The organism is Streptomyces sp. NPDC126497, assembly GCF_040302425.1.
GTDB lineage: Bacteria > Actinomycetota > Actinomycetes > Streptomycetales > Streptomycetaceae > Streptomyces.
The window spans coordinates 1-24,097 of the sequence record NZ_JBEORT010000062.1; the positions used below are offsets into that span (position 1 = coordinate 1).

Here is a 24,097-nt window from a genome sequence, read left to right on the forward strand (position 1 = left end):
CGGTTACATTCCGAACCCGGAAGCTAAGCCTTACAGCGCCGATGGTACTGCAGGGGGGACCCTGTGGGAGAGTAGGACGCCGCCGAACAATCTTTGGAAGGACCCCTGGTCACCAGCGTTCAGCTGGGACCAGGGGTCCTTTTTTATTTACGCTTGCAGTACCGAAGACAGGAGTCACCGATGTCCACCAACTCTCCCGACGACCGACCGGAACGCGACCAGCGGCGCCGGGACAGTGGTGACCGTGACGGCCGAAGCGGCCAGCGCGGTGATCGTGGCGGTTTCCGCCGCGAGAGCGACCGTGGCGGCTTCCGTCGGGACGACCGTGGGGAGCGCGGTGGCTTCGGCGGCCGGCGTGAGGACAGCCGGGGTGGTGGGTACGGGCGCCGTGACGACCGTGACCGCGGGCCGCGTCGTGACGACCGTGGCGACCGCCCCTCCTACCGCCGCGACGACCGCAACGAGCGCGGTGACCGTCCTGCCTTCCGCCGTGACGACCGCCCCTCGTTCCGCCGTGACGACCGGGACGACCGTGGGGAGCGCGGTGGCTTCGGCGGTCGGCGTGAGGACAGCCGGGGTGGTGGGTACGGGCGCCGTGACGACCGTGACCGTGGGCCGCGTCGTGACGACCGTGGCGACCGCCCCTCCTACCGCCGCGACGACCGCAACGAGCGTGGTGACCGTCCTGCCTTCCGTCGCGACGACCGCCCCTCGTTCCGCCGTGACGACCGCAGTGAGCGCGGGGATCGTCCTGTCTTCCGCCGTGACGACCGGGGGGATGACCGACGGGACGACCGGCGTGAGGACAGCCGGGGTGGCGGGTACGGGCGCCGTGACGACCGTGACCGTGGGCCGCGTCGTGACGACCGTGGCGACCGTCCCTCGTTCCGTCGTGACGACCGTGGCGACCGCCCCTCGTTCCGCCGCGACGACCGTGGCGACCGCCCCTCGTTCCGTCGTGACGACCGGGACGACCGTGGGGAGCGTGGTGGCTTCGGCGGCCGGCGTGAGGACAGCCGGGGTGGCGACCGCGGTGGCTTCCGCGGCCGGGACGACCGCGGGGGACGCGGGCCGCGTCGTGACGACCGTGGTGGGCGGCCCGGCGGGTTCCGCGGCCGGGACGACCGGCACGGTGGCGGGCGGTTCCGTGAGGAGCGCGACCGGGACCGTGAGCCGATCAAGCGGCTGCCGATCCCCGAGGACGTCACCGGCGAGGAGATCGACAAGGACGTGCGGCAGGAGCTGCAGAGCCTGCCCAAGACGCTCGCGGAGGACGTCGCCAAGAACCTGGTGATGGTCGCCCGGCTGATCGACGAGGACCCCGAGGGCGCGTACGGCTACTCCAGGGTGGCCCTGCGGCTGGCGTCGCGCGTCGCCGCCGTGCGGGAGGCCGCCGGTTTCGCCGCGTACGCCAACCAGAAGTACGCCGAGGCGCTCGCCGAGTTCCGGGCCGCACGGCGGATGACCGGGACCGTGGAGCTGTGGCCCCTCATGGCCGACTGCGAGCGCGGGCTCGGGCGGCCGGAGAAGGCGCTGGACATGGCCGGGGCGCCCGAGGTGCAGAAGCTGGACAAGGCCGGACAGGTCGAGATGCGGCTCGTCGCGGCCGGCGCCCGGCGCGACATGGGCCAGCTGGACGCGGCGATCGTGACGCTGCAGAGCTCCGAGCTGGCCTCCAACTCGGTCCAGCCGTGGACCGCGCGGCTGCGCTACGCCTACGCCGACGCGCTGCACGCCGCAGGGCGGAGCGGCGAGGCACGGGAGTGGTTCGCCAAGGCCGTGGAGGCCGACCGGGACGGCAGCACGGACGCCTCCGACCGGCTGGCCGAGCTGGACGGCGTGGAGTTCGTGGACGCCCTCGACGAGGACGAGGCCGACGACACCAGGAACGAGGACGACAAGGACTGACGTCCGAGGCACGGGCGGACACGAAGGGGCGGGTCTCTGCGGAGGCCCGCCCCTTCGTCACAGGTCGAGGGCGCGCAGGACCAGGCCCGACGCCGGCTTCGGGCCGAACGACGTCGACTTGCGCGGCATCGTGACGCCCTGACGGGCCAGGTCCCGGACCACGTCCTCGTGCACCGGGTGCATCAGCACGGCGGTCCCGCCGTCGCGTTCCGCCTTCTCGACCGTGGCAGCGGCGTCGTGGATGTACGCGATGTGGGCGGGGGAGTCGGGGATCCGCCAGACGTGGTCGAGGAGCGTGGTGTGCAGGACCGTCGCGTCCAGGGTGCGCCAGGCCACCGGGCGGTCCGCCGGAACCGTGCGGGCCAGCAGTCCGGGGTCAGGCCGGTCGACGAGATGGAAGGCGCCGTCCCCGGCGAGGAGGAAGGCGTTGCCCGCCGAGGCCGCCCCGGCGAGGACGTCCATCGCCTCGGCCAGCGGTGCGTCGAGCCGGCGTACGCGGAACGGACCGTCGAGCGCGGACACCGCGTCGGCGACCGGCAGTCCGTGCAGCAGACGGTGGATGGCGCGGACCCGCAGGGGGTAGCGGGCCGTGTCGACGAGGAGCACCAGACCGTGGTCCCAGGGACCGGGGGAGGGGTGCTCCGCGCGCAGGCGCCGGTAGGTCGCCCAGCGGTGGTGGCCGTCGGCGATGAGGGCCTGGTGGCCGGCGAGCTCCCGCTGCACCGCGGCCAGGTCGGCGGGGTCGGTGACGGACCACAGGCGGTGGCGGAAACCGTCCTCCGTGGTGGTCGCCAGCAGGGGCGGCTGCCCGGCCGTGCGCTCGATCAGGGAGGCCGTGGCGGTCGCCGGGCCGTCGTCGCCCCGGTAGGTGAGCAGCAGCGGCTCGAGATGGGCGGAGGTGGCCCGCATCAGGTCCGCGCGGTCGGCGACGATGTGCGGCATGACGTCCTCGTGCGGCAGGACCAGCCGCTCGTCGGGATCGGAGACACGCAGGGCGCCGATGATGCCGCGCTGCACCGTGCCGTCGCCGTCGCACTGCTCGTAGACGTACAGGCCCGGTTCGGGATCGGCGGTCAGGACGCCCTCGGCGCGCCAGCGGCGCAGCGTCTCGGCGGCCTGGGCGTTGCGCGCCCCCGGCGTGCCGGCCTCGGGGAGGATCAGCCGGACGATGTTGTACGGGTCGGCGGACTGGAGGTGGTGCAGGCCGTCGGGGCGGACGACGACGTCGTACGGCGGGGATGTCACGGCGGCCAGGCTGCCGACCCGGTCGGGGTCGTAACGAAGGCCTCGGAACGGGGTGAGTTCCAGGCCCCGGGGCGCCTTTGCCGTCGAGTGACCTGCAGTGTTCATCCCGGCATCGTACGGGTGCCGGTGGCATGGGGGATGATCGGGGGAAAACCGTCGAACGAGGAGCGATGCGGAATGAGCCGGAGCGTCAGGACGAGGCCCGAGGGCAGTGGGCAGGCCCTGAGCGAGGCGTACGACACGGCGCTGCTCGACCTCGACGGTGTGGTGTACGCGGGCGGGAGCGCGATCGTCCACGCGGTCGAGTCGCTGGCCACGGCCCGTGAGGGCGGCATGCGCCTCGCCTACGTGACCAACAACGCCCTACGCACCCCGGACACCGTGGCGGCGCACCTGACCGAGCTGGGGATACCGGCGGAGGCCGGCGACGTCATCACCTCCGCGCAGGCGGTCGCGCGGCTGGTCGGCGAGCAGGTGCCGCAGGGCTCCCGGGTGCTGGTGATCGGCGGCGAGGGACTGCGGGTGGCGCTGCGTGAGCGCGGGCTGGTGCCGGTGGAGTCGGCGGACGACGATCCGGTGGCGGTCGTGCAGGGGTACGGCGGGCCCGAGCTGCCGTGGGGGCGGTTCGCGGAGGCGTCGTACGCCGTGGCGCGCGGGCTGCCGTGGTTCGCGTCCAACACCGACCTGACGATTCCCAGCGGACGGGGCATCGCCCCGGGCAACGGCGCGGCGGTGGAGGTCGTGCGGATCGCCACGGGCGCCGAGCCGCAGGTCGCGGGCAAGCCGCTGCCGCCGATGCACCGGGAGACGATCCTGCGGACCGGTGCCGAACGGCCGCTGGTCGTGGGGGACCGGCTGGACACGGACATCGAGGGCGCGTTCAACGGCGAGGTCGACTCGCTGCTGGTGCTGACCGGGGTCACGGACGGCGCGCTGCTGCTCGCCGCGCCGCCGCGGCACCGGCCGACGTACGTGGACGCCGATCTGCGCGGGATGCTCACCGGGCAGCCGGAGGTCACCGGTGCGGGCGACGGGTTCCGGTGCGGTGGCTGGACGGCCACGGCCGGGGACCGAGAGCTGGAGCTGGAGGGCGGCGGTGGTGCGCTGGACGGGCTGCGCGCGCTGTGCGCGGCGGCGTGGACGGCGGCCGGGGACGGTGTCTGCGGACTGGACGGCGGGAAGGCGCTGGCCCGGCTGGGACTGTGAGGCCCCGGGTCTCCCGGGTGCCCCGGGCCCGCCGTGCCACCGGGAGGGCCGGACCCGGGGATCATGATCGATTGGGAGGGTAGGCTAACCTAACTGCGTGTTGGTCGAGAGTCCCCCCGAACAGCGCGCGGAGACCGCCCCCGCGCCCCCGAACCGCCGGGCGATACGCGTCCTCGGGCTGCTCGTCTCCGTCGTGGTCCTGGTGCTCGTGGCACTGGCGAGCATCGCGATCGGCGCGAAGGAGCTCTCCCTGGAGCAGGTCTGGCACGGCCTGTTCGAGGACTCGGGCACCTACGGCGACGTCGTCGTGGCCGACCGGCTGTCACGCACCGTCCTCGGAGTGCTCGTGGGCGCCGCGCTCGGCCTGGCGGGATCGGTCCTGCAGGCGCTCACCCGCAACCCGCTGGCCGATCCCGGACTGCTCGGCCTCAACGCGGGCGCGTCCGCCGCCGTCGTCACCGCCATCACCTTCCTCGGCGTCACCTCGCTGTCCGGCTACGTGTGGTTCGCCTTCTTCGGCGCGGCGGCCGTCGGCGCGCTGGTGTGGTTCCTCGGCGGCAGCCGGGGCGCGACGCCGGTGCGGCTGGTGCTCGCCGGTACGGCCATCAGCGCGGCGCTCTACGGCTACCTCCAGGCCGTCATGATCCTCGACGACGCCGCCCTCGGCCGGATGCGCTTCTGGACGGTGGGCTCGCTGGCTTCGGGAACCGACTCGACCGTCACCCAGGTGCTGCCGTTCCTGCTGGCCGGCTCCCTGCTGGCGCTGGCGCTCGCCCGGCCGCTCAACGCCATGGCCATGGGCGACGACACCGCCACGGCGCTCGGCGCCCGCCTCAACCGCACCCGGGCGCTGGCCATGCTCGCCGCGACCGTGCTGTGCGGGGCCGCGACCGCCGCCTGCGGGCCGATCGTCTTCGTCGGCCTGATGGTGCCGCACGCCGTGCGCTCCTTCACCGGGCCCGACCTGCGCTGGATCCTGCCGTACGCGGCGGTCCTGTCGCCCGTGCTGCTGCTCGGCGCCGACGTCCTCGGACGGATCGTGGCCCGGCCCGCCGAGCTCCAGGTCGGCATCGTCACCGCGATCCTCGGCGGCCCGGTCTTCATCTTTCTCGTGCGACGGCGGAGGACGGCCCAGCTGTGAAGAGCAACCGCGCGGTGCGGACCCCCGGCGGCCTCTCGGTCCGGCTGGACGTGCGCGCCCTCACCGTCACCGTCCTGCTCCTGCTCGCGGCGCTCACCGCGAGCGTGGTGCTGATCGGCACCGGGGACTTCCCGATCCCCGCCGGCGACGTCCTGCGGACCCTCCTCGGGGAGGGCGACCCCGGCCAGGAGTTCATCGTCACCGAACTGAGGCTGCCCAGGGTCCTGGTCGGGCTGCTGGTCGGCGCCTCCCTCGGGCTCGGCGGAGCGCTGTTCCAGTCCATCTCCCGCAACCCGCTGGGCAGCCCGGACGTGCTCGGTCTCGGACAGGGGGCGACGGCCGGCGCCCTCACGGTGATCGTGCTGTTCTCCGGGAGCGCCAACCAGGTCGCCCTCGGCGCGCTCGCCGGCGGACTGGTGACCGGGTTCGCCATCTACGCGCTCGCCTGGAAGCGGGGTGTGCACGGCTACCGCCTGGTCCTGGTGGGCATCGGTGTCTCGGCGATCGTCACGGCGGTCAACGGCTATCTGCTCACCAGGTCCGACATCGTCGACGCGGCCCGCGCGGTGGTGTGGATGACCGGATCCCTCGACGGCCGTGACTGGGACCAGGTCTGGCCGCTGCTCGCCCTGTGCGCCGTCCTCGTCCCACTGGTCCTGGTCAACTCGCGCGGCCTGCGGATGATGGAGATGGGCGACGACGTGTCGTACGCCCTCGGCGTGCGCGTGGAGCGCGTACGGCTGCTGCTGATGCTGTCGGCCGTCCTGCTCACCGCGTCGGCGACGGCCGCCGCCGGACCGGTCAGCTTCGTCGCGCTCACCGCGCCGCAGCTCGCCCGGCGGCTGACCCGTTCGCCGGGACCGAACCTGGCCGCGTCGCTGTGCATGGGCGCCGCCCTGCTGGTCACCGCCGACTGGGTGTCGCAGCGGGCGTTCGGCGCCGAGCAGCTGCCCGTGGGCGTGGTCACCGGTGTGCTCGGCGGTGTCTACCTGCTGTGGCTGCTGGTCACCGAGCGCAGGGCGGGCCGGATATGAGCGCCGGCGGCACCGCCGGCAGCGGGACGAACCACCGAAGGAGCACCGTGAACCGACTGTCCGCCGAGAACGTCACCCTGGCCTACGACCAGCGGGTCATCGCCGAACAGCTGTCGGTGGAGATACCGGACAACTCCTTCACCGTGATCGTCGGCCCCAACGCGTGCGGCAAGTCGACGCTGCTGCGGGCACTGTCGCGGATGCTCAAGCCGAGCGAGGGGCGGGTCCTGCTCGACGGGCAGGTCATCCAGTCGATGCCGGCCAAGAAGGTCGCCCGCACCCTCGGCCTGCTGCCCCAGTCGTCGATCGCGCCCGACGGCATCACCGTCGGCGACCTGGTGGGCCGCGGCCGCTACCCGCACCAGGGCCTGCTGCGGCAGTGGTCCGCCGAGGACGAACGCGTCGTCCAGGAGTCGATGGCCCGCACCCGCGTCGCCGAGCTGGCCGAACGCCACGTCGACGAGCTCTCCGGCGGTCAGCGGCAGCGCGTGTGGATCGCCATGGCGCTGGCCCAGCAGACCCCGCTGCTGCTGCTCGACGAGCCGACCACCTTCCTGGACATCCAGCACCAGATCGACGTCCTGGACCTGTGCGCGGACCTCCACGAGGAGCAGGGGCGCACCCTCGTCGCCGTCCTGCACGACCTCAACCACGCGGCCCGGTACGCCACCCACCTCATCGCCCTGCGCGGGGGCAGGGTCATCGCCCAGGGCGCCCCGAAGGACATCGTCACCGCCGATCTGGTCGAGGAGGTCTTCGGGCTGCGCTGCCAGATCATCGACGACCCCGAGACGGGCACCCCGCTGGTGGTGCCGGCGGCCCGCAGGGCACGGGCGGAGGACCCCGGGGAGAAGGTGGGGGCTACAGAAGCCTCCTGAGGCGGAACAGGTCCCGCACACCCGCCTCGAGGCGCACCCGTCCCGAACCCCAGGCCCTGGCGAAGTGCAGCTCGCCGCCGACCAGGGCCAGCAGGTCGTCGCCCGTCATCGCGAGCCGTATCTGCGCCTTCTCGCGCGGCGGGCCGGGAGACGCGTCGCGCACCTCGATCCGGCCGTCGGTGAGCCGGCCGGCGAAGGTCACGTCCAGGTCCGTGACGTGGCAGCTGACCGAGCGGTCCGCCGCCGCGGCCGCGCGGACCTCGCCCCCGGCGCTGTGCAGGCTGTCCGAAAGCTTGTCGAGTGCGGCACGGCACTCCTCGATCGTGGCCATCGTGGACGACGGTACACCGGGCGTTCGCGGTAGCGTCGGGGCATGAACGACGCAGTGCCGGAGGCGGAGGGCACGGACCCGGACACCGTGCAGCCGCCGCCCGACGACGGCCCCGCCGCCCCCGCGCCCCTGAACGTGCCGCGCACCCCCACCGGGCACCCCGAGGTGGACGCCCGCCTGGAGCGGCTGGCCCACGCCGACCACCTCGCCACGGACGGCCACGCCGAGGTGTACGAGGATGTACACCGGGGGCTGCGCGACGCGCTCACCGCGCTCGACGCCCGCCCGGGATCTCCGGGGCCCCCATCGGCACACGAACACAGGAGCTGAACCGAACGTGGCAGGAGTCGCACGCCGCCGTCTCGACGCGGAGCTGGTCCGCCGCAAGCTCGCGCGCTCGCGCGAGCACGCCAGCCAGCTGATCGCCGCCGGGCGGGTCAGTGTCGGCAAGGCGGTCGCGACCAAGCCCGCCACACAGGTGGAGACCGCGGCCGCGATCGTCGTCGCCGAGGACGCCGGCGACCCGGACTACGTCTCGCGCGGCGGCCACAAGCTGGCCGGCGCCCTCGACGCCTTCGTGCCGCGGGGGCTGGTCGTCGAGGGACGCCGGGCGCTCGACGCCGGCGCCTCCACCGGCGGCTTCACCGACGTCCTGCTGCGGGCCGGGGCCGCGCACGTGGTCGCCGTGGACGTCGGATACGGACAACTCGCCTGGACCCTGCAGAAGGATGAACGCGTCACCGTCAAGGACCGTACGAACGTGCGGGAGTTGACGCTCGAGGTCATCGACGGGGAGCCTGTGGATCTTGTCGTGGGGGATCTGTCCTTCATCCCGCTCGGACTGGTGCTGCCCGCCCTGAAGCGGTGCGTGAAGCCGGACGCAGACCTGGTGATGATGGTGAAACCGCAGTTCGAGGTGGGCAAGGAGCGGCTGGGCAGCGGCGGGGTCGTCCGCAGCCCGCAGCTGCGTGCCGAGGCCGTGCGCGGGGTCGCCGCCAGGGCCTGGGAGCTGGGACTCGGAGCGAAGGGCGTGACGGCGAGCCCGCTGCCCGGACCCTCCGGGAACGTCGAATACTTCCTGTGGCTGAGGGCCGGGGCTCCGGAACTGGACCCGGCCGACGTTGACCGTGCTGTGGCGGAGGGGCCGCGTTGACACAGAACCGAGCTCGTACTGTTTTCCTGCTGGCCCACACCGGGCGGCCCGCGGCCATCCGCAGCGCCGAACTCGTGGTCAAGGGGCTGCTGCGCTCCGGTCTGGGGGTGCGGGTCCTGGAGGAGGAGGCCCGCGACCTGCCGCTGCCGGACGACGTGCAGACCGTCAAGGAGGCCACCCCGCAGTGCCTGGACGACTGCGAGCTGCTGATCGTGCTGGGCGGTGACGGCACGCTGCTGCGCGGCGCCGAGTTCGCCCGCGCCTCCGGGGTCCCCATGCTGGGCGTCAACCTCGGGCGCGTCGGGTTCCTCGCCGAGGCCGAGCGGGACGACCTGGACAAGGTCGTCGACCGGGTGGTGAACCGGGCCTACGAGGTCGAGGAGCGGATGACCGTCGACGTCGTGGTGCACCGCAACGGCGACATCGTGCACACGGACTGGGCGCTGAACGAGGCGGCCGTGCAGAAGGTGTCCGCCGAGCGGATGCTGGAGGTCGTCCTGGAGATCGACGGACGGCCGGTCACCGGGTTCGGCTGCGACGGGATCGTGTGCGCCACGCCGACGGGTTCGACGGCGTACGCGTTCTCCGCCGGCGGGCCCGTGGTGTGGCCGGAGGTCGAGGCGCTGCTGATGGTGCCGATCTCGGCGCACGCGCTGTTCGCCAAGCCGCTGGTGACCTCGCCGGACTCGGTGCTGGCGGTGGAGGTGCTGCCGCACATCCCCCCGGGGGTGCTGTGGTGCGACGGGCGGCGGACGGTGGAGTTGCCGGCCGGTGCGCGGGTGGAGGTGCGGCGGGGGGCGGTGCCGGTGCGACTGGCCCGGCTGCACCACGCCTCCTTCACCGATCGGCTGGTGGCGAAGTTCGCCCTGCCCGTCTCCGGGTGGCGGGGTGCGCCGCATTAGCCGTCTCGACGGGGTGGTTCCGGAGCGTGGGCGGCTGCGGGTGGTTCGTGGCTTGTCGCGCCCACGCGGCGGAGCCGCATCTCGACACGGCCCGCGCCCCTGGGGGCGTCCACTCCTGTGGGTGACACGGGCGGGCCGGTCGCACTCCCGGGCCTCGACCTCGTAAGGTCTAGTTCGTGTTGGAGGAGATGCGGATACGGTCGCTCGGGGTCATCGACGACGCTGTCGTCGAACTGTCGCCGGGCTTCACCGCCGTCACCGGTGAGACGGGTGCGGGCAAGACCATGGTGGTCACCAGCCTGGGCCTGCTGCTCGGTGGACGGGCGGATGCGGCCCTGGTGCGGATCGGCGCGCGGAACGCGGTGGTGGAGGGACGGATCGCCGTGCCCGGCGGCTCCGCGGCCGTCGTGCGGGCCGAGGAGGCCGGGGCCGAGCTCGACGACGGGACGCTGCTGGTCAGCCGGACGGTTTCCGCCGAGGGACGGTCACGGGCGCACCTCGGCGGGCGGAGCGTGCCGGTGGGACTGCTCGCCGAGCTCGCCGACGACCTGGTGGCCGTGCACGGGCAGACCGACCAGCAGGGACTGCTGAAGCTGTCCCGGCAGCGGCAGGCGCTCGACCGGTACGCCGGGTACGCGGTCGCCGTGCCGCTCGGCAAGTACGCCGAGGCGTACAAGCGGCTGCGGACCGTCACCACCGAGCTGGAGCAGATCACCACGCGTGCGCGCGAGCGGGCCCAGGAGGCCGACATGCTGCGCTTCGGGCTCGAGGAGATCGCCGCCGTCGAGCCCCGCGCGGGTGAGGACGTGGAGCTGGCGGAGGAGGCCGAGCGGCTCGGGCACGCCGAGGCGCTGGCGTCCGCCGCGGCGCTCGCGCACGCCGCGCTCGCGGGCGATCCGGAGGACCCCGAGGGCGTCGACGCCGGGACGCTCGTCGCGGGCGCCCAGCGGGCCCTGGAGGCCGTACGGGCGCACGATCCGGCACTGGCCGCGCTGACCGACCGGATCGGGGAGGTCGGCATCCTGCTGCGCGACGTGGCCGGGGAGCTGGCGGGGTACGCCGACGACCTGGACGCCGATCCGCTGCGGCTGGCGGCGGTCGAGGAGCGGCGGGCCGCGCTCACCGCACTGACCCGGAAGTACGGCGAGGACATCGCGTCGGTGCTGGAGTGGGCCGAGCAGGGCGCCGCGCGGCTGACCGAACTGGACGGCGACGACGAGCGGATCGGGGAGCTCACCGCCGAACGCGACGCGCTCCGTGTGGAACTGGGCGCCCTGGCCCAGGAGCTGACGGACGCGCGGACGGAGGCGGCGGAGCGGTTCGCGTCGGCGGTCACCGCCGAGCTGGCCTCGCTCGCCATGCCGCACGCGCGCGTGTCGTTCGACATCCGGCAGACCGAGGACCCGGAGGGCGTCGAGGTGGGCGGGCGCACGGTGGCCTACGGGCCGTCGGGCGTGGACGAGGTCGAGCTGCTGCTCGCCCCGCACCCCGGTGCGCCGCCCCGGCCCATCGCCAAGGGCGCGTCGGGCGGTGAGCTGTCGCGCGTGATGCTGGCCGTGGAGGTGGTGTTCGCGGGCACGGACCCCGTGCCCACGTACCTCTTCGACGAGGTCGACGCCGGTGTCGGCGGCAAGGCGGCGGTCGAGATCGGCCGGCGGCTCGCGAAGCTGGCGAAGACGGCGCAGGTCGTGGTCGTCACGCACCTGCCCCAGGTGGCCGCCTTCGCCGACCGGCAGCTGCTGGTGGAGAAGACCAACGACGGCTCGGTCACCCGCTCCGGCGTGAAGGTGCTCGAGGGCGAGGACCGCATCCGCGAACTCTCCCGCATGCTCGCGGGCCAGGAGGACTCCGAGACGGCCCGGGCGCACGCGGAGGAACTGCTGGCCACGGCACGGGCGGACCTGTAGCCGCGGCGGGCGGAGGATGAGGTTCTGTCACTCGTGTGGGTGACAGGCGGTGCGGTGCGGGTCCGGGCCGCCCCCCGGCGCTCCCGGAACGGCCGTGCGGCCTGGCATCCTTGACGGAGTACGTGGAGGAGTCCGCCCGATCCTTCGGTACGTTCTTCGGGTCCGCACGAACCGAACCAGGAGCCCGGCCACGTGACCCCCGTGAGCAGCCACGCGCCGCTGCGCACCGTGCAGGTGCTGGGCGGCGGCAACGCCGCCGGCAGCGCCCACGTGCGCTCGCTGGCCGCGGGGCTCGTCGCGAGGGGCGTGCGGGTCACGGTGTGCGCCCCCGCCGAGGCGGACCGCGCCTACGACTTCACCGGCGTCGGCGCCGAGCACGTGCACGTGCCGCGCAGCAGCGACCCGGGATCGGTGGCCGCGCTGCGGGCCGCCTGCACCGGCGCCGACCTGGTCCACGCGCACGGGCTGCACGCCTCCTTCCGCACCGTCCTCGCCCTGAGCGGACGGCGTACCCCGCTCGTCGTCACCTGGCACGACCGGACGCACGCCGACGGCCCGCGCGCCCACTTCCTGCGCGTGCTGGAGCGGCGGGTCGTCAGGGCGGCCACCGTGGTGCTCGGAACGACCTCCGTCCTCGTCGACCGGGCGCGCCGCGCGGGCGCGCGGGACGCGCGGCTGGCCGCCGTGCCCCTCCCCGGCCCCCGCGTCCTCCCGCGGCCGGACGGCCCCGACCGGCTACGGCCCAAGATCCGGGCCGAACTGGGCGCCACCGGGCGCCCGTTGCTCATCGCCGTCGGCTCCCTGGAACGGCACCGGGGCTACGACGTGCTGCTGGACGCCGCGCACGCGTGGCGGCGCCTCGACCCCGTGCCGCTGGTGGTGCTCGCCGGGGAGGGGCCGCTGCGCGGCGCACTCCGGCGCCGGATCGGGGACGAGGACCTGCCGGTCCGGCTCCTCGGCCGGCGCGACGACATCACCGACCTGCTGGCCGCCGCCGACGTCGCGCTGCTGCCGAGCCGGTGGGAGGCGCGCTCCCCGCTCGCCCAGGAGGCCCTCCGCGCGCGCGTGCCGCTCGTCGCGACCGACGTCGGCGGCATCCCCGAACTCGTCGGCGACGCCGCCGAACTCGTCCCGTACGGCAACGCGCGGGCGCTCGCCGACGCCGTGGTACGGCTGCTGGAGGACCCCGGGCGCCGGGAACTGCTCAGGGCGCGGGGCGTGCGGCAGGCCGCCACCTGGCCGACCGAGGACGAGACGGTCGCCCAGGTGCTCAGCGTCTACGACGAGTTGACCCGTCCCCGGCCCCTGGTCTGACACCGGTCGCCGCGGTCACGGCACGTGCCGTCGGGCCCGCAGGGCCAGGCTCAGGACCAGGACGGTGTGCGGGTCGTCGAGGTCCGCGGCCAGCAACTCCCCGATGCGGGCGAGCCGGTTGTAGAGCGTCTGCCGGTTCAGGTGCAGTTCCCGCGCCGTCTCCGCCTTGCGTCCGGCGTGCGCCAGATAGGTCTCCAGGGTGGGCAGCAGGGCCGGTCTGGAACGGCGGTCGTGGTCCAGCACCGGACCGATCGCGCGGGCCACGAAGTCCGCCAGGTCCGGATGGTCGCGCAGCCGCCACAGCAGCAGGTCGATGTCCAGTCGGCGGGCGTCGTACCAGGGGCGGTCCGGCAGCCCCTGCGCCGCCGTCGCGGTCTCCGCCGCGTGCCGCAGGCCCGTCGGCGCCGCCGTCCAGCCGCCGGCCGGCCCGACCACCACGACGGGCGGCCGGGCCCCCGGCCGCAGCATCCCCGCACGCTCCGCGCCCGCCCGCAGCGCCGCCGCCACCCGGTCCGCGACCGCCGGCCGTTCGTCCTCCGCGCGGAGCCCCAGCAGCAGCGGCACCCGCCCCTCCACGGGGCGCACGCCCAGCAGGACGGGCACCCCGAGCGAGGCCAGCTCCTCGCCCACCGCGCGGACCAGCACCGCCCAGCCGCCCGCCTGCGGGGACAGCGCGTCACCGAGCCGCATCACCACCGGCAGCAGCGGGCCGGACCCGGGCCTGAAGCCCAGCACCCGCGCCTGCGACGGCGCGTCCGCCGCGCCGACGCGGCCCTCGGCGAGGTCGGTGAGGAAGTCGCCCCGCCCCCGCGCCGTCAGCTCCTCCTCCTGCCGCGCCTGCATCAGCACCACGGCGAGCAGGCCCGCCGCCCGCTCGGCCGCCATCCGGTGCACCGGCTCGGGCGCGCTCCGCACCGGGAGCAGCACCAGCCGCGCCCGTGCGCCACCGCTGCCGGGGCCGCCGCCGGGCACGTCCACGAGCGTCGAACCGGCCGGCGGGTCGTCCCGGTGCCGGTCGCGCAGCCCCTCCCACACCTGGAGCGGATCCGCGCCCTCGGGTCCCTCGCCGGCCGCGTACAGCAGCCGGCCGTCGGCCGTCTCCAGGAAGGCCGGGTTGCCGCTGAACCCGGCGAGGATCTCCAGCACCCGGGGGACCCCGCCGCCGCCCAGCAGCGCCTCGGTGCACCGGCGGTGCACCTCCTCCGCGCGCTGCAGCAGCGCGTAGTGCCCGTTGACGATCTCGGTGTGGATCTCCTCGGTGACCGCCACGAACGGCACCTCGCGGTGCAGCTGGACCAGCGGCAGCCCCGCCGACCGGGCCGAGTCGACGAGGGCGGCGGGCAGCCGCGAGAAGCGCGGGCCGAGCTCGACGACGAGGGCCGCGATGCCCCGCTCGGCCAGCGTGCGCACGAACGCCCGCTGGTCGGCCGGGCGGGTGCCGAACCCGTACCCGGTGGTCAGCAGCAGCTCGCCGCCCCTGAGCAGCGAGGCGATGTGGGGCACCTCACCGGCGTGCACCCAGCGCACCGTGCGCCCCAGCCGGTCGGCGCCCGCCACGACCTCGGGCAGCCCGCCGCGCAGCCCGGGCAGCTCCAGCGCCCGCCGCACGGTGATCCCGGCGCCCCGGGTGTCGTCTCCGCTGTCCATACCCGGACGCTACCTGCGCGGGTGTCGTCGGCACCTCCTCGGGCCGGGTTGACGCGGCGGCGGACGGGTAGGCGCGCGGCCATGGACATCAGCGTGGTCGCCGCGGCACGGGAGGACGACAGCCCCCTCGAGGAGCCGCTGCGGGTGGCGACGGTGGCCGACCGGCTCGGATACGGCGAGGTGTGGCTCGGCGAGGGGCCGACCTGGGACGCGTTCGTGCTGGCCACGGCTGTCGGGCGGGCCACCGGAAAGATCGCCCTGACCGCCGGGCCGGTGGCGGTGTCGGTCCGCGACGCCTACGGCCTCGCCCGGGGAGCCGCCTCGACGGCCGCGGTCACCGGGCGTCCGGTGGGCGTGGCGCTGGGAACGTCCAGCAAGCGGGTCGTCGAGGGCGTGCACGGCCGGCCCCGGGCCCGTCCCGCCGCCGTACTGGAGGAGACGGCCGCCGCCCTGCGGGTGCTGCTGCACGGGGAGCCCGGCGAGCCGGTCGTGCCCGGCAGCGGATTCCGGCGCCGGCAGCGGCCGCCCGGCGGTCCGCTCACGGTGGCGGCCTTCGGGGACCGGGCGATCGCCACGGCCGCCGCGCACGCCGACCGGATGCTCCTCGACGTCGTCTCCCCGGAACAGGTCCGCGTCCTGCGCGCCAAGCTGCACGAGGCGGCCGAGCGGGCCGGCCGCACCCCGCCGAGACTGGCCGCCTGGGTGCCGGCCGCCGTCGACCCCGACCCCGCCTCGCTCACCCAGGTCCTGCGCAGCGTCGTCGGCTACCTCACGGTGCCCGGCTACCGCGAGATGTTCGCGGCGGCGGGCTTCGGCGAGGCGGTCGACCTGGCCCGTACGGGGGCCGACGCCGACACGCTGCTGCGGGCCCTGCCGGCCGAGGCCGCGGCCACGGTCGGCCTGGTCGGCGCCCCCGACGCCGTACGGACCCGCACGGAGGCCTACGCGGCGGCCGGACTGGACGAGATCGCCCTGGTCCCGGCCACGGCGGGCGACCCCGGCGGCGAGCGCACCCTGACGGCGCTCGCGCCGGGCAGGCCCTAGGGGGCGCCCTTCAGCCCCCGTACGCCCCCGAGGCCGTCAGGCGCAGGGCCGTGTCGATGAGCGGGACGTGGCTGAAGGCCTGGGGGAAGTTGCCGACCTGGCGCTTCAGGAGCGGGTCCCACTCCTCCGCCAGCAGGCCCAGGTCGTTGCGCAGGGAGAGCAGCTTCTCGAAGAGCTTCCGCGCCTCGTCCACCCGGCCGATCATCGCCAGGTCGTCCGCCATCCAGAACGAGCAGGCGAGGAACGCGCCCTCGTCGCCCGGCAGGCCGTCGACGCCCTCGTCCTTGCCCTCCGTCGGATAGCGCAGGATGAACCCGTCGGAGGTGGACAGCTCGCGCTGGATCGCCTCGACGGTGCCGATCACCCGCTTGTCGTCCGGCGGCAGGAAACCCACCTGCGGGATCAGCAGCAGGGAGGCGTCCAGCTCCTTGGAGCCGTAGGACTGCGTGAAGGTGTTGCGTTCCTTGTCGTAGCCCTTCTCGCACACGTCCCGGTGGATGTCGTCGCGCAGCCGCTTCCACCGCTCCACCGGGCCGTCGGCGTCGCCGGACTCGATCAGCTTGATGGTGCGGTCGACGGCGACCCAGGCCATCACCTTGGAGTGCACGAAGTGGCGGCGCGGGCCGCGCACCTCCCAGATCCCCTCGTCCGGCTCCTGCCAGTGCTTCTCCAGGTAGCGGATCAGCTTCAGCTGGAGCAGCGAGGCGTAGTCGTTGCGGGCCAGACCGGTCATGTGGGCCAGGTGCAGGGCCTCGGTGACCTCCCCGTACACGTCCAGCTGGAGCTGGTGCGCCGCGCCGTTGCCCACCCGGACCGGGGCGGAGTTCTCGTAGCCGGGCAGCCAGTCCAGCTCGGCCTCGCCCAGCTCGCGCTCACCGGCGATGCCGTACATGATCTGCAGGTTCTCCGGGTCGCCCGCCACCGCGCGCAGCAGCCACTCGCGCCAGGCGCGGGCCTCCTCGCGGTAGCCGGTGCGCAGCAGCGACGACAGGGTGATCGCGGCGTCCCGCAGCCAGGTGTAGCGGTAGTCCCAGTTGCGGACGCCGCCGATGTCCTCCGGCAGGGAGGTGGTGGGCGCGGCCACGATGCCGCCGGTCGGGGCGTACGTCAGGGCCTTGAGCGTGATCAGGGAGCGGATCACGGCCTCGCGGTAGGGGCCGTGGTACGTACAGTGCTCCACCCACTCGCGCCAGAACTCCTCGGTCGCCTCCAGCGACTGCTCCGGCTCCGGCAGCGGCGGCGGCTGCTTGTGCGAGGGCTCCCAGGAGACGGTGAACGCGATCCGCTCGCCCGGCGCGACGGTGAAGTCCGCGTAGGTGGTCAGCGACTCGCCGTAGGTCTCGGCGGGGGTGTCGAACCACACGGAGTCCGGGCCCGCGACGGCGACCGTGCGCCCCTCGTGCCGGTGCACCCACGGGACCACCCTGCCGTAGGAGAAGCGCATCCGCAGCGCGGAGCGCATGGGCACCCGGCCGGAGACGCCCTCCACGATCCGGATCAGCTGCGGGGCGCCGTCGCGCGGGGGCATGAAGTCCGTCACCCGGACCGTGCCGCGCGGGGTGTCCCACTCCGACTCCAGGATCAGCGAGTCGCCCCGGTAGCCGCGCCGGGTCGCCGCGGGCGGCTCGGCGTCGTCGGCGGGTACGGGACCCAGTCGCCAGAAGCCGTGCTCCTCGGTGCCCAGCAGGCCGGCGAAGATGGCGTGGGAGTCGAAGCGGGGCAGGCACAGCCAGTCCACCGTGCCGTCCCGGCAGACCAGCGCGGCGGTCTGCATGTCTCCGATGAGTGCGTAGTCTTCGATGCGCCCGGCCACGTGCAACTCCAGTCGAACGGCCACGTCACCCCTCAAGGGGGCTGTCGCTAGTGCGGTCAAGGGGGTTTTTGAATACGTCGTTGAGCTGTGAAGCAAAGCAGTCGCTCGGCCGTGAAGGCAAAAGCGCCAATCTCTGCTCAACGAACTGACGAGCTCACGTTGTTCCGGAAGTCACGGGCTGGGGTGGTGCCGTTCGGCCGGCCGGGCTCGGCAGCAAGTGTCCGAGCAGGATACGACGCACGTAGATGATCCGCGTGCCGCTCCGGGCAACCCGGCTCCGCCGAACGAGTGAGCGGGGGGTGGACGTCCCGTGTGCGGTGCCCTTCCGTGACGGCGCGTGCGCGGAGCGTGGCCGGGAGCCATCGCCCCGCGGCGCTGTTACGCTGGTAGCCCGTGGACCGGTGGGCCAGACAGCCCCGGAACCGCACCCACAAGCCGCGACCACGGGAGCCCCCTCTTGGCCATGCCGCCCACTGTTTTTCGAAACAGCACCGCTTCGACGACCAAGCACATCTTCGTCACCGGGGGTGTCGCCTCCTCGCTCGGCAAGGGGCTCACCGCCTCCAGCCTGGGCATGCTGCTCAAGGCCCGGGGCCTGCGCGTCGTGATGCAGAAGCTCGACCCGTACCTCAACGTCGACCCCGGCACGATGAACCCCTTCCAGCACGGTGAGGTGTTCGTCACCAACGACGGCGCCGAGACCGACCTGGACATCGGCCACTACGAGCGCTTCCTCGACCGTGACCTCGACGGCTCCGCCAACGTCACCACCGGCCAGGTGTACTCGACGGTGATCGCCAAGGAGCGACGCGGCGAGTACCTGGGCGACACCGTGCAGGTCATCCCGCACATCACCAACGAGATCAAGCACCGCATCCGCCGCATGGCGACCGACGAGGTCGACGTGGTGATCACGGAGGTCGGCGGCACGGTCGGCGACATCGAGTCGCTGCCGTTCCTGGAGACCGTCCGCCAGGTGCGGCACGAGGTCGGCCGGGACAACGTGTTCGTGGTGCACATCTCGCTGCTGCCGTACATCGGCCCCTCGGGCGAGCTGAAGACGAAGCCGACCCAGCACTCGGTCGCCGCGCTGCGCAACATCGGCATCCAGCCGGACGCGATCGTGCTGCGCTGCGACCGCGAGGTGCCGACCGCCATCAAGCGGAAGATCTCGCTGATGTGCGACGTCGACGAGGCCGCCGTCGTGGCCTGCCCCGACGCCCGCTCGATCTACGACATCCCGAAGGTGGTGCACTCCGAGGGCCTGGACGCCTACGTCGTGCGCAAGCTGGACCTGCCCTTCCGGGACGTGGACTGGACGACCTGGGACGACCTGCTCGACCGGGTCCACAACCCCGACCACGAGATCACCCTGGCCCTGGTCGGCAAGTACATCGACCTGCCCGACGCCTACCTCTCGGTCACCGAGGCGCTGCGCGCCGGCGGCTTCGCCAACAAGGCCCGCGTCAAGATCAAGTGGGTCACCTCCGACGACTGCAAGACCCCGGCCGGCGCCCAGGCGCAGCTCGGTGACGTCGACGGCATCTGCATCCCGGGCGGCTTCGGCGACCGCGGCGTGCTCGGCAAGGTCGGCGCGATCAGGTACGCCCGCGAGAACCGGATCCCGCTGCTGGGCCTCTGCCTCGGTCTGCAGTGCATCGTGATCGAGGCCGCGCGCAACCTCGCGGACATCTCCGACGCCAACTCCACCGAGTTCGACCCGGGCACCGCCCACCCGGTGATCTCCACCATGGCCGAGCAGCTCGACATCGTCGCCGGTGAGGGCGACATGGGCGGCACCATGCGGCTCGGCATGTACCCGGCCAAGCTGGCCGAGGGCTCCATCGTGCGCGAGGTGTACGACGGCAAGGAGTACGTGGAGGAGCGGCACCGGCACCGCTACGAGGTGAACAACGCCTACCGCGCGGAGCTGGAGAAGAAGGCGGGCATCGTCTTCTCCGGCACCTCCCCGGACGGCAAGCTCGTCGAGTACGTCGAGTACCCGCGCGAGGTCCACCCGTACCTGGTCGCGACCCAGGCGCACCCGGAGCTGCGCTCGCGTCCGACCCGTCCGCACCCGCTCTTCGCGGGTCTGGTGAAGGCCTCGGTCGAGCGGAAGATCTCGAAGTAGCACACCCGGTTGTACGGTGGCCGGGGCGCGGAACCTCACAGGTGCGCGCCCCGGCCGCTTTTCGCACATGTTCACCTACGGCACGCGCACGGCCGCCGTACGTCGGGAAGGACAGTCATGACGATCAAGGACACCCCGGAGGAGTGGGAGGTCCGCGGGACCGCGACCCCGTTCACGGGCAACAAGACCTCCGTCCGCACCGACGACGTGGTCATGCCCGACGGCACCGTGGTCCACCGCGACTACCAGGTCCACCCCGGATCCGTGGCCGTCCTCGCCCTCGACGACGCCGACCGGGTGCTGGTGCTGCGCCAGTACCGCCACCCCGTGCGCCACAGGCTGTGGGAGATCCCGGCCGGCCTGCTCGACGTCCCCGGGGAGAACCCGCTGCGCGCCGCCCAGCGCGAGCTGTACGAGGAGGCGCACGTCAAGGCGGAGGACTGGCGGGTGCTGACCGACGTCTACACCACGCCCGGCGGCTGTGACGAGGCGGTACGGATCTTCCTGGCGCGGGGGCTGACCGAGGCCGAGGGGGAGCGTTTCGAAGTCGAGGACGAGGAGGCCGACATGGAGCTGGCCCGGGTCCCGGCCGAGGAGCTGGTGCGCGGTGTGCTGGCCGGCGAGCTGCACAACAACTGCCTGGTGGTGGGCGTCCTCTCGCTGGTCGCCGCGCGGGCCGGTGACGGCCTCGACGCACTGCGTCCGGCGCAGGCGCCGTGGCCGGCGCGTCCGTTCGACGCCTGATCCCGTCCCGTACGCATGACGATATGACCATCGGCTGATCCGATTGGGGGACGGATCCGCCACGCTCCACCGGGGACGTCGCAGAGCGTGAACTAGGCTCTGGAAAACGCCCGATCCGGAGCCCCGGCGGGCTTGCGCGCGCGGTGGGACGGGAGTGAGGCCCGTGGCGGATCAGGCGGTGGACCCAGATGGTGCGCGGCTCCTTCGGGACGTCGCCGACGAGGGTCGATTCCTGGGCCGTACCAGGGAGTTGAAGGAGCTGCGCGCCGACATCGAACGGGCGGGACTGGACACCCTCTCCGGCCGCAAGGCGCCGCGCGCCCGTGTGCTGCTCATCGCCGGCCGGCCGGGCTCCGGCCGGACCGCCCTCGCCGGGGAACTCGTGCGCCAGGTCGCCGACCGCTACCCCGACGGCGTGCTGCGCGCCCGGCTGGGCGAACCCGACGGCACACGCGTGCCCGTCGGGCGCGCCGCGCGGGAGCTGCTCGACGCGCTGGAGGCGCCCGCCCCGGCCGGGGCGGGCGAGGACGAGCTCGTCGAGGCGCTGCGCACCGCGCTGACCGGCCGCCGGACGCTGCTCCTGCTGGACGACGCGGCCGACGCCGGACAGGTCGACCCGCTGCTGCCGGACAACCCGGACTGCCTGGCCGTCGTCGTCTCCTCGGGGCCGCTGACCGGCATCGCCGACGTCCGCCCCTGCACCCTCGGCGGACTCGACACCAAGTCCGCGGTGGAGGTGCTGTCCCGGTTCACCGGGTCGGTGCGCGTCACGGTCGACCCCCGGGCCGCCGAACGGCTCGCCGAGCAGTGCCAGGGCCGGCCGGCCGCACTGGTCCTGGCCGGCGGCTGGCTCGCCGCCCGGCCCAAGGCCGCGGTCGCCGACCTCGCCGGGCAACTGCACACGGACCCCGGCGGGGACACCGTCGTCGCCCGGCTCCTGGGGCTCGTGCACGCCTCGCTGCCCGCGCCCGCCGCCCGCACGCTGCGGCTGCTCAGCCTCGCCCCGGCCGGCCTGCTCGACCCGCACACCGCCGCCGCCCTGGCCGGCTGCTCGGTGGAGTCCGCCCGCGCCACCCTGGACGACTTCGTCGCCCGCGGGCTGCTGCACCCGGTGGACGACCCGTCGCTGCCGCAGTACGAGGTGCCCTGCTGTCTGCACCCCCTGCTCAGCGCCCTCGCCGAGGACCACGAGCGGCCCGCCGAGCTGCAGCTGGCCCGTGCCCGGATGCTGGAGCGGACGGTACGGCTGCTCCAGTCGTGCCGGGCCATCACCGAGACCGACAGCCCCCGGGCGCGCGAGAAGCTCCTCGCGATGCCGCGCGCCCTGCGCTTTTCCGGCCCGCGGGCCGCCGCCGACTGGCTGCGCGTGCGCCGTCCCGCCCTGCTGGCCGCCGCGCGGCTCGCGGTCGCCGACGGAGGCCTGGACACCCTCGCCCGGCGCCTGATGGCCCAGCTGGTGCGGGCCATGGTGGCGCACTTCGGCACCCGGGCCGCCGCGAGCGACCTGTACGACATCCACGGCCTGGTCCTCGACGTCGCCGAGCGTCGGAACCTGCCCCGCGAACGGGCGGCGGCCCTGCTCAACCTCGGCGACCTCGACGCCCGCACCGGCCGCACCGCCGACGCCCTGGGGCGCTACCGGGCCGCCCTGGACGCCGGACGCGAGGCGAACGACCCGTACGCGACCGGCCGTGCGATGGAATCCGTCGGCGGCGCCCACCTGGAGCTCGGGGACTACGACCGGGCCGCCGACTGGTTCGGCCGCGCCCTGACCGAGCGGCTCGCCCGCGACGAGCGCGAGGACGCCGCCCGGCTGTACGGCCGTATCGGCGCCGCCCTCACCTACGCCGGCCGCTACGGCGAGGCGCTGCGCAACTGGCGCGCGGCCGTCGCCGGGCACCGCAGGAACGGTGACGTGGCCGCACAGGCGCGGGCGCTGAGCGAACTGGCCCGGGTGCAGGAGTACGCGGGCCGGCTCGACGAGTCGCTGCGCACCTGCCAGGAGGCCGTGGAGTGGGCCCGCCGGGCCGAGGACACCCGGCTGCAGGCCGCGCTGCACCTGCGGCTCGCCGACTCCTTCGAGCACCTCGGTGACCCCGCGTCGGCCGCACTGCACCGGAGCGCGGCCGAGCGCATGCTGGCAGAGGAGGCCCTGGAGGAGGACTCCGAGTCGGAACAGGGAGCTAACGCCTGCGAAATCCGTAGCTCATCCGCTGAAGATTGAAGCAATGAAAGGCTAGACAGCGGGAACACCTTCATTAAACTGGCTCTGCCGCACCATCTCCTGCGGTCTCTCCCGGTGTGCCCCTGCGTGCCCGGGTATGTGCAGCAATACCCCCATACCCTCTGAGCCAAGGACCGTGATCCACGTGAAGGTCGGCATCCCCCGCGAAGTCAAGAACAACGAGTTCCGGGTGGCCATCACCCCCGCCGGCGTGCACGAGCTGGTGCGCCACGGCCACCAGGTCGTCATCGAGCGCGGCGCCGGCGTCGGCTCCTCGATCCCGGACGGCGAGTACGTCGCCGCGGGCGGGCAGATCCTGGACACCGCCGACGAGGTCTGGGCCGCCGCCGACCTCCTGCTGAAGGTCAAGGAGCCCGTCGCGGAGGAGTACCACCGCCTGCGCAAGGACCAGACCCTCTTCACCTACCTGCACCTGGCCGCGTCCAGGGAGTGCACGGACGCCCTCCTGGAGTCCGGCACCACCGCGATCGCCTACGAGACGGTCGAGCTGCCGAACCGCGCCCTGCCGCTGCTCGCGCCGATGTCCGAGGTCGCGGGCCGGCTGTCCACCCAGGTCGGCGCCTACCACCTGATGCGCGCCCACGGCGGCCGCGGTGTGCTCCCCGGCGGCGTCCCCGGCGTGCTGGCCGGCCGGGCCGTCGTCATCGGCGGCGGCGTCTCCGGCTGGAACGCCGCGCAGATCGCCATCGGCATGGGCTTCCACGTGACCCTGCTCGACAAGGACATCAACAAGCTCAAGGAGGCCGACAAGGTCTTCGGCACGAAGATCCAGACGGTCGTCTCCAACGCCTTCGAGCTGGAGAAGGCCTGCCTAGAGGCCGACCTCGTGATCGGCGCGGTGCTGGTCCCGGGCGCCAAGGCGCCGAAGCTGGTCACCAACGAGCTGGTCTCCCGGATGAAGGCGGGAAGTGTCCTTGTCGACATCGCGATCGACCAGGGCGGCTGCTTCGAGGACTCCCACCCGACCACGCACGCCGAACCGACCTTCAAGGTCCACGAGTCGGTGTTCTACTGCGTCGCCAACATGCCCGGCGCGGTGCCCAACACCTCCACCTACGCGCTCACCAACGCCACGCTCCCGTACATCGTCGAACTCGCCGACCGCGGCTGGGTGGAGGCGCTGCGCCGCGACCCCGCGCTCGCCAAGGGCCTCAACACGCATGACGGCAAGGTGGTGTACAAGGAGGTCGCGCAGGCGCACGGCCTGGAGCACGTCGAGCTCGCCTCGCTGCTCGGCTGAACCGCCAAGACGGCGGGCCGGCCAAGTGGCCGACCGTCAAAGGAGATGCACCCCGGTCCCGGCTCCGCCCGACCGGGGGACCTCCCTCATGCGCCGTCAACCTCGCGCGCCGGGCCGGACCTTGACCCACAAGGTCCGGCCTGATGTGTGTATGGTCACTTCCTGATTCCGGACAACTCGCCTCGAACGTAATCCTTCCACCGATTCGCACACC

General features: G+C 73.7%; 20 protein-coding genes and 1 rRNA gene. 16 read left to right on the top strand and 5 right to left on the bottom strand.

Annotated features, from left to right (window positions below):
- A 5S ribosomal RNA gene (gene rrf / locus ABTY20_RS23475) occupies nt 1-88 on the top strand; the annotation flags it as partial.
- 86 nt (nt 89-174) lie between these two features.
- On the opposite strand, the gene ABTY20_RS35390 is transcribed toward rrf, so the two are convergent.
- Nucleotides 175-1,131: a hypothetical protein gene (locus ABTY20_RS35390; protein WP_502991871.1), complete on the bottom strand. Its 957-nt coding sequence runs from the start codon at nt 1,129-1,131 to the stop codon at nt 175-177.
- A gap of 54 nt (nt 1,132-1,185) precedes the next feature.
- Between ABTY20_RS35390 and ABTY20_RS23485 the strand changes: the two genes are divergently transcribed.
- Nucleotides 1,186-1,908, top strand: coding sequence for a tetratricopeptide repeat protein (locus ABTY20_RS23485; protein ID WP_351999027.1), 723 nt, complete (start codon nt 1,186-1,188; stop codon nt 1,906-1,908).
- A gap of 57 nt (nt 1,909-1,965) precedes the next feature.
- Here ABTY20_RS23485 and ABTY20_RS23490 read toward each other — a convergent pair whose 3' ends face one another.
- A complete protein-coding gene (locus ABTY20_RS23490; protein ID WP_351998993.1) occupies nt 1,966-3,258 on the bottom strand; it encodes a DUF1015 domain-containing protein in 1,293 nt (430 codons plus the stop codon).
- A gap of 72 nt (nt 3,259-3,330) precedes the next feature.
- Between ABTY20_RS23490 and ABTY20_RS23495 the strand changes: the two genes are divergently transcribed.
- The 4 genes from ABTY20_RS23495 to ABTY20_RS23510 all read left to right on the top strand — a co-directional run bounded on the left by ABTY20_RS23495 (nt 3,331) and on the right by ABTY20_RS23510 (nt 7,412).
- Nucleotides 3,331-4,359, top strand: a complete 1,029-nt coding sequence (locus tag ABTY20_RS23495; protein WP_351998994.1) for an HAD hydrolase-like protein — start codon at nt 3,331-3,333, stop codon at nt 4,357-4,359.
- A gap of 97 nt (nt 4,360-4,456) precedes the next feature.
- Complete coding sequence (locus ABTY20_RS23500) at nt 4,457-5,500, top strand: FecCD family ABC transporter permease (protein ID WP_351998995.1); 1,044 nt, start codon at nt 4,457-4,459, stop codon at nt 5,498-5,500.
- Entirely contained in the window at nt 5,497-6,534 is a 1,038-nt protein-coding gene (locus ABTY20_RS23505; RefSeq protein WP_351998996.1) for a FecCD family ABC transporter permease, read from the top strand. Before ABTY20_RS23500 ends, ABTY20_RS23505 begins: the two co-directional genes overlap by 4 nt.
- A complete protein-coding gene (locus tag ABTY20_RS23510; RefSeq protein ID WP_351998997.1) occupies nt 6,531-7,412 on the top strand; it encodes an ABC transporter ATP-binding protein in 882 nt (293 codons plus the stop codon). Before ABTY20_RS23505 ends, ABTY20_RS23510 begins: the two co-directional genes overlap by 4 nt.
- Here ABTY20_RS23510 and ABTY20_RS23515 read toward each other — a convergent pair.
- Nucleotides 7,396-7,743: a sterol-binding protein gene (locus ABTY20_RS23515; RefSeq protein ID WP_351998998.1), complete on the bottom strand. Its 348-nt coding sequence runs from the start codon at nt 7,741-7,743 to the stop codon at nt 7,396-7,398. The two genes, ABTY20_RS23510 and ABTY20_RS23515, sit on opposite strands and share 17 nt — an antisense overlap.
- 42 nt (nt 7,744-7,785) lie before the next feature.
- On the opposite strand from ABTY20_RS23515, the gene ABTY20_RS23520 reads away from it, so the two are divergent.
- From ABTY20_RS23520 to ABTY20_RS23540, 5 genes are all read left to right on the top strand, one after another.
- On the top strand, nt 7,786-8,073 hold the full coding sequence (locus tag ABTY20_RS23520; RefSeq protein ID WP_351998999.1) for a hypothetical protein: 288 nt from the start codon (nt 7,786-7,788) through the stop codon (nt 8,071-8,073).
- A 7-nt stretch (nt 8,074-8,080) separates the two neighbouring features.
- A complete protein-coding gene (locus ABTY20_RS23525; protein ID WP_351999000.1) occupies nt 8,081-8,896 on the top strand; it encodes a TlyA family RNA methyltransferase in 816 nt (271 codons plus the stop codon).
- Nucleotides 8,893-9,798, top strand: a complete 906-nt coding sequence (locus tag ABTY20_RS23530) for an NAD kinase (RefSeq protein WP_351999001.1) — start codon at nt 8,893-8,895, stop codon at nt 9,796-9,798. The genes ABTY20_RS23525 and ABTY20_RS23530 overlap by 4 nt, the downstream gene beginning before the upstream one ends.
- Before the next feature lie 188 nt (nt 9,799-9,986).
- A complete protein-coding gene (recN, locus tag ABTY20_RS23535) occupies nt 9,987-11,705 on the top strand; it encodes a DNA repair protein RecN (RefSeq protein ID WP_351999028.1) in 1,719 nt (572 codons plus the stop codon).
- 192 nt (nt 11,706-11,897) lie between these two features.
- A complete protein-coding gene (locus ABTY20_RS23540; protein ID WP_351999002.1) occupies nt 11,898-13,019 on the top strand; it encodes a glycosyltransferase family 4 protein in 1,122 nt (373 codons plus the stop codon).
- Between the two features lie 15 nt (nt 13,020-13,034).
- Here ABTY20_RS23540 and ABTY20_RS23545 read toward each other — a convergent pair whose 3' ends face one another.
- Nucleotides 13,035-14,666 carry a PucR family transcriptional regulator gene (locus ABTY20_RS23545; RefSeq protein ID WP_351999003.1) on the bottom strand — a complete coding sequence of 544 codons (1,632 nt, stop codon included), beginning with the start codon at nt 14,664-14,666 and terminating at the stop codon, nt 13,035-13,037.
- 81 nt (nt 14,667-14,747) lie between these two features.
- On the opposite strand from ABTY20_RS23545, the gene ABTY20_RS23550 reads away from it, so the two are divergent.
- A complete protein-coding gene (locus tag ABTY20_RS23550) occupies nt 14,748-15,710 on the top strand; it encodes an LLM class F420-dependent oxidoreductase (RefSeq protein ID WP_351999004.1) in 963 nt (320 codons plus the stop codon).
- A 10-nt stretch (nt 15,711-15,720) separates the two neighbouring features.
- Here the strand turns inward: ABTY20_RS23550 and ABTY20_RS23555 are convergent, their stop codons facing one another.
- Nucleotides 15,721-17,523, bottom strand: coding sequence for a glycoside hydrolase family 15 protein (locus ABTY20_RS23555; protein ID WP_351999029.1), 1,803 nt, complete (start codon nt 17,521-17,523; stop codon nt 15,721-15,723).
- Between the two features lie 463 nt (nt 17,524-17,986).
- Between ABTY20_RS23555 and pyrG the strand changes: the two genes are divergently transcribed.
- From pyrG to ald, 4 genes are all read left to right on the top strand, one after another.
- Entirely contained in the window at nt 17,987-19,654 is a 1,668-nt protein-coding gene (gene pyrG / locus ABTY20_RS23560; protein ID WP_351999030.1) for a CTP synthase, read from the top strand.
- A 117-nt stretch (nt 19,655-19,771) separates the two neighbouring features.
- Nucleotides 19,772-20,398, top strand: coding sequence for an NUDIX domain-containing protein (locus ABTY20_RS23565; RefSeq protein ID WP_351999005.1), 627 nt, complete (start codon nt 19,772-19,774; stop codon nt 20,396-20,398).
- 163 nt (nt 20,399-20,561) lie between these two features.
- Complete coding sequence (locus ABTY20_RS23570; RefSeq protein WP_351999006.1) at nt 20,562-22,622, top strand: tetratricopeptide repeat protein; 2,061 nt, start codon at nt 20,562-20,564, stop codon at nt 22,620-22,622.
- A gap of 136 nt (nt 22,623-22,758) precedes the next feature.
- Nucleotides 22,759-23,883: an alanine dehydrogenase gene (ald, locus tag ABTY20_RS23575; protein WP_351999007.1), complete on the top strand. Its 1,125-nt coding sequence runs from the start codon at nt 22,759-22,761 to the stop codon at nt 23,881-23,883.
- The last annotated feature ends 214 nt before the right edge of the window (nt 23,884-24,097 follow it).

Coding starts and splice junctions, on each gene's coding strand:
- ABTY20_RS23490 (WP_351998993.1), bottom strand. CDS start 3,258: ATGAACACTGCAGGTCACTCGACGGCAAAGGCGCCCCGGGGCCTGGAA.
- ABTY20_RS23495 (WP_351998994.1), top strand. CDS start 3,331: ATGAGCCGGAGCGTCAGGACGAGGCCCGAGGGCAGTGGGCAGGCCCTG.
- ABTY20_RS23510 (WP_351998997.1), top strand. CDS start 6,531: ATGAGCGCCGGCGGCACCGCCGGCAGCGGGACGAACCACCGAAGGAGC.
- ABTY20_RS23515 (WP_351998998.1), bottom strand. CDS start 7,743: ATGGCCACGATCGAGGAGTGCCGTGCCGCACTCGACAAGCTTTCGGAC.
- ABTY20_RS23520 (WP_351998999.1), top strand. CDS start 7,786: ATGAACGACGCAGTGCCGGAGGCGGAGGGCACGGACCCGGACACCGTG.
- recN (WP_351999028.1), top strand. CDS start 9,987: ATGCGGATACGGTCGCTCGGGGTCATCGACGACGCTGTCGTCGAACTG.
- ABTY20_RS23545 (WP_351999003.1), bottom strand. CDS start 14,666: ATGGACAGCGGAGACGACACCCGGGGCGCCGGGATCACCGTGCGGCGG.
- ABTY20_RS23550 (WP_351999004.1), top strand. CDS start 14,748: ATGGACATCAGCGTGGTCGCCGCGGCACGGGAGGACGACAGCCCCCTC.
- pyrG (WP_351999030.1), top strand. CDS start 17,987: ATGCCGCCCACTGTTTTTCGAAACAGCACCGCTTCGACGACCAAGCAC.
- ABTY20_RS23565 (WP_351999005.1), top strand. CDS start 19,772: ATGACGATCAAGGACACCCCGGAGGAGTGGGAGGTCCGCGGGACCGCG.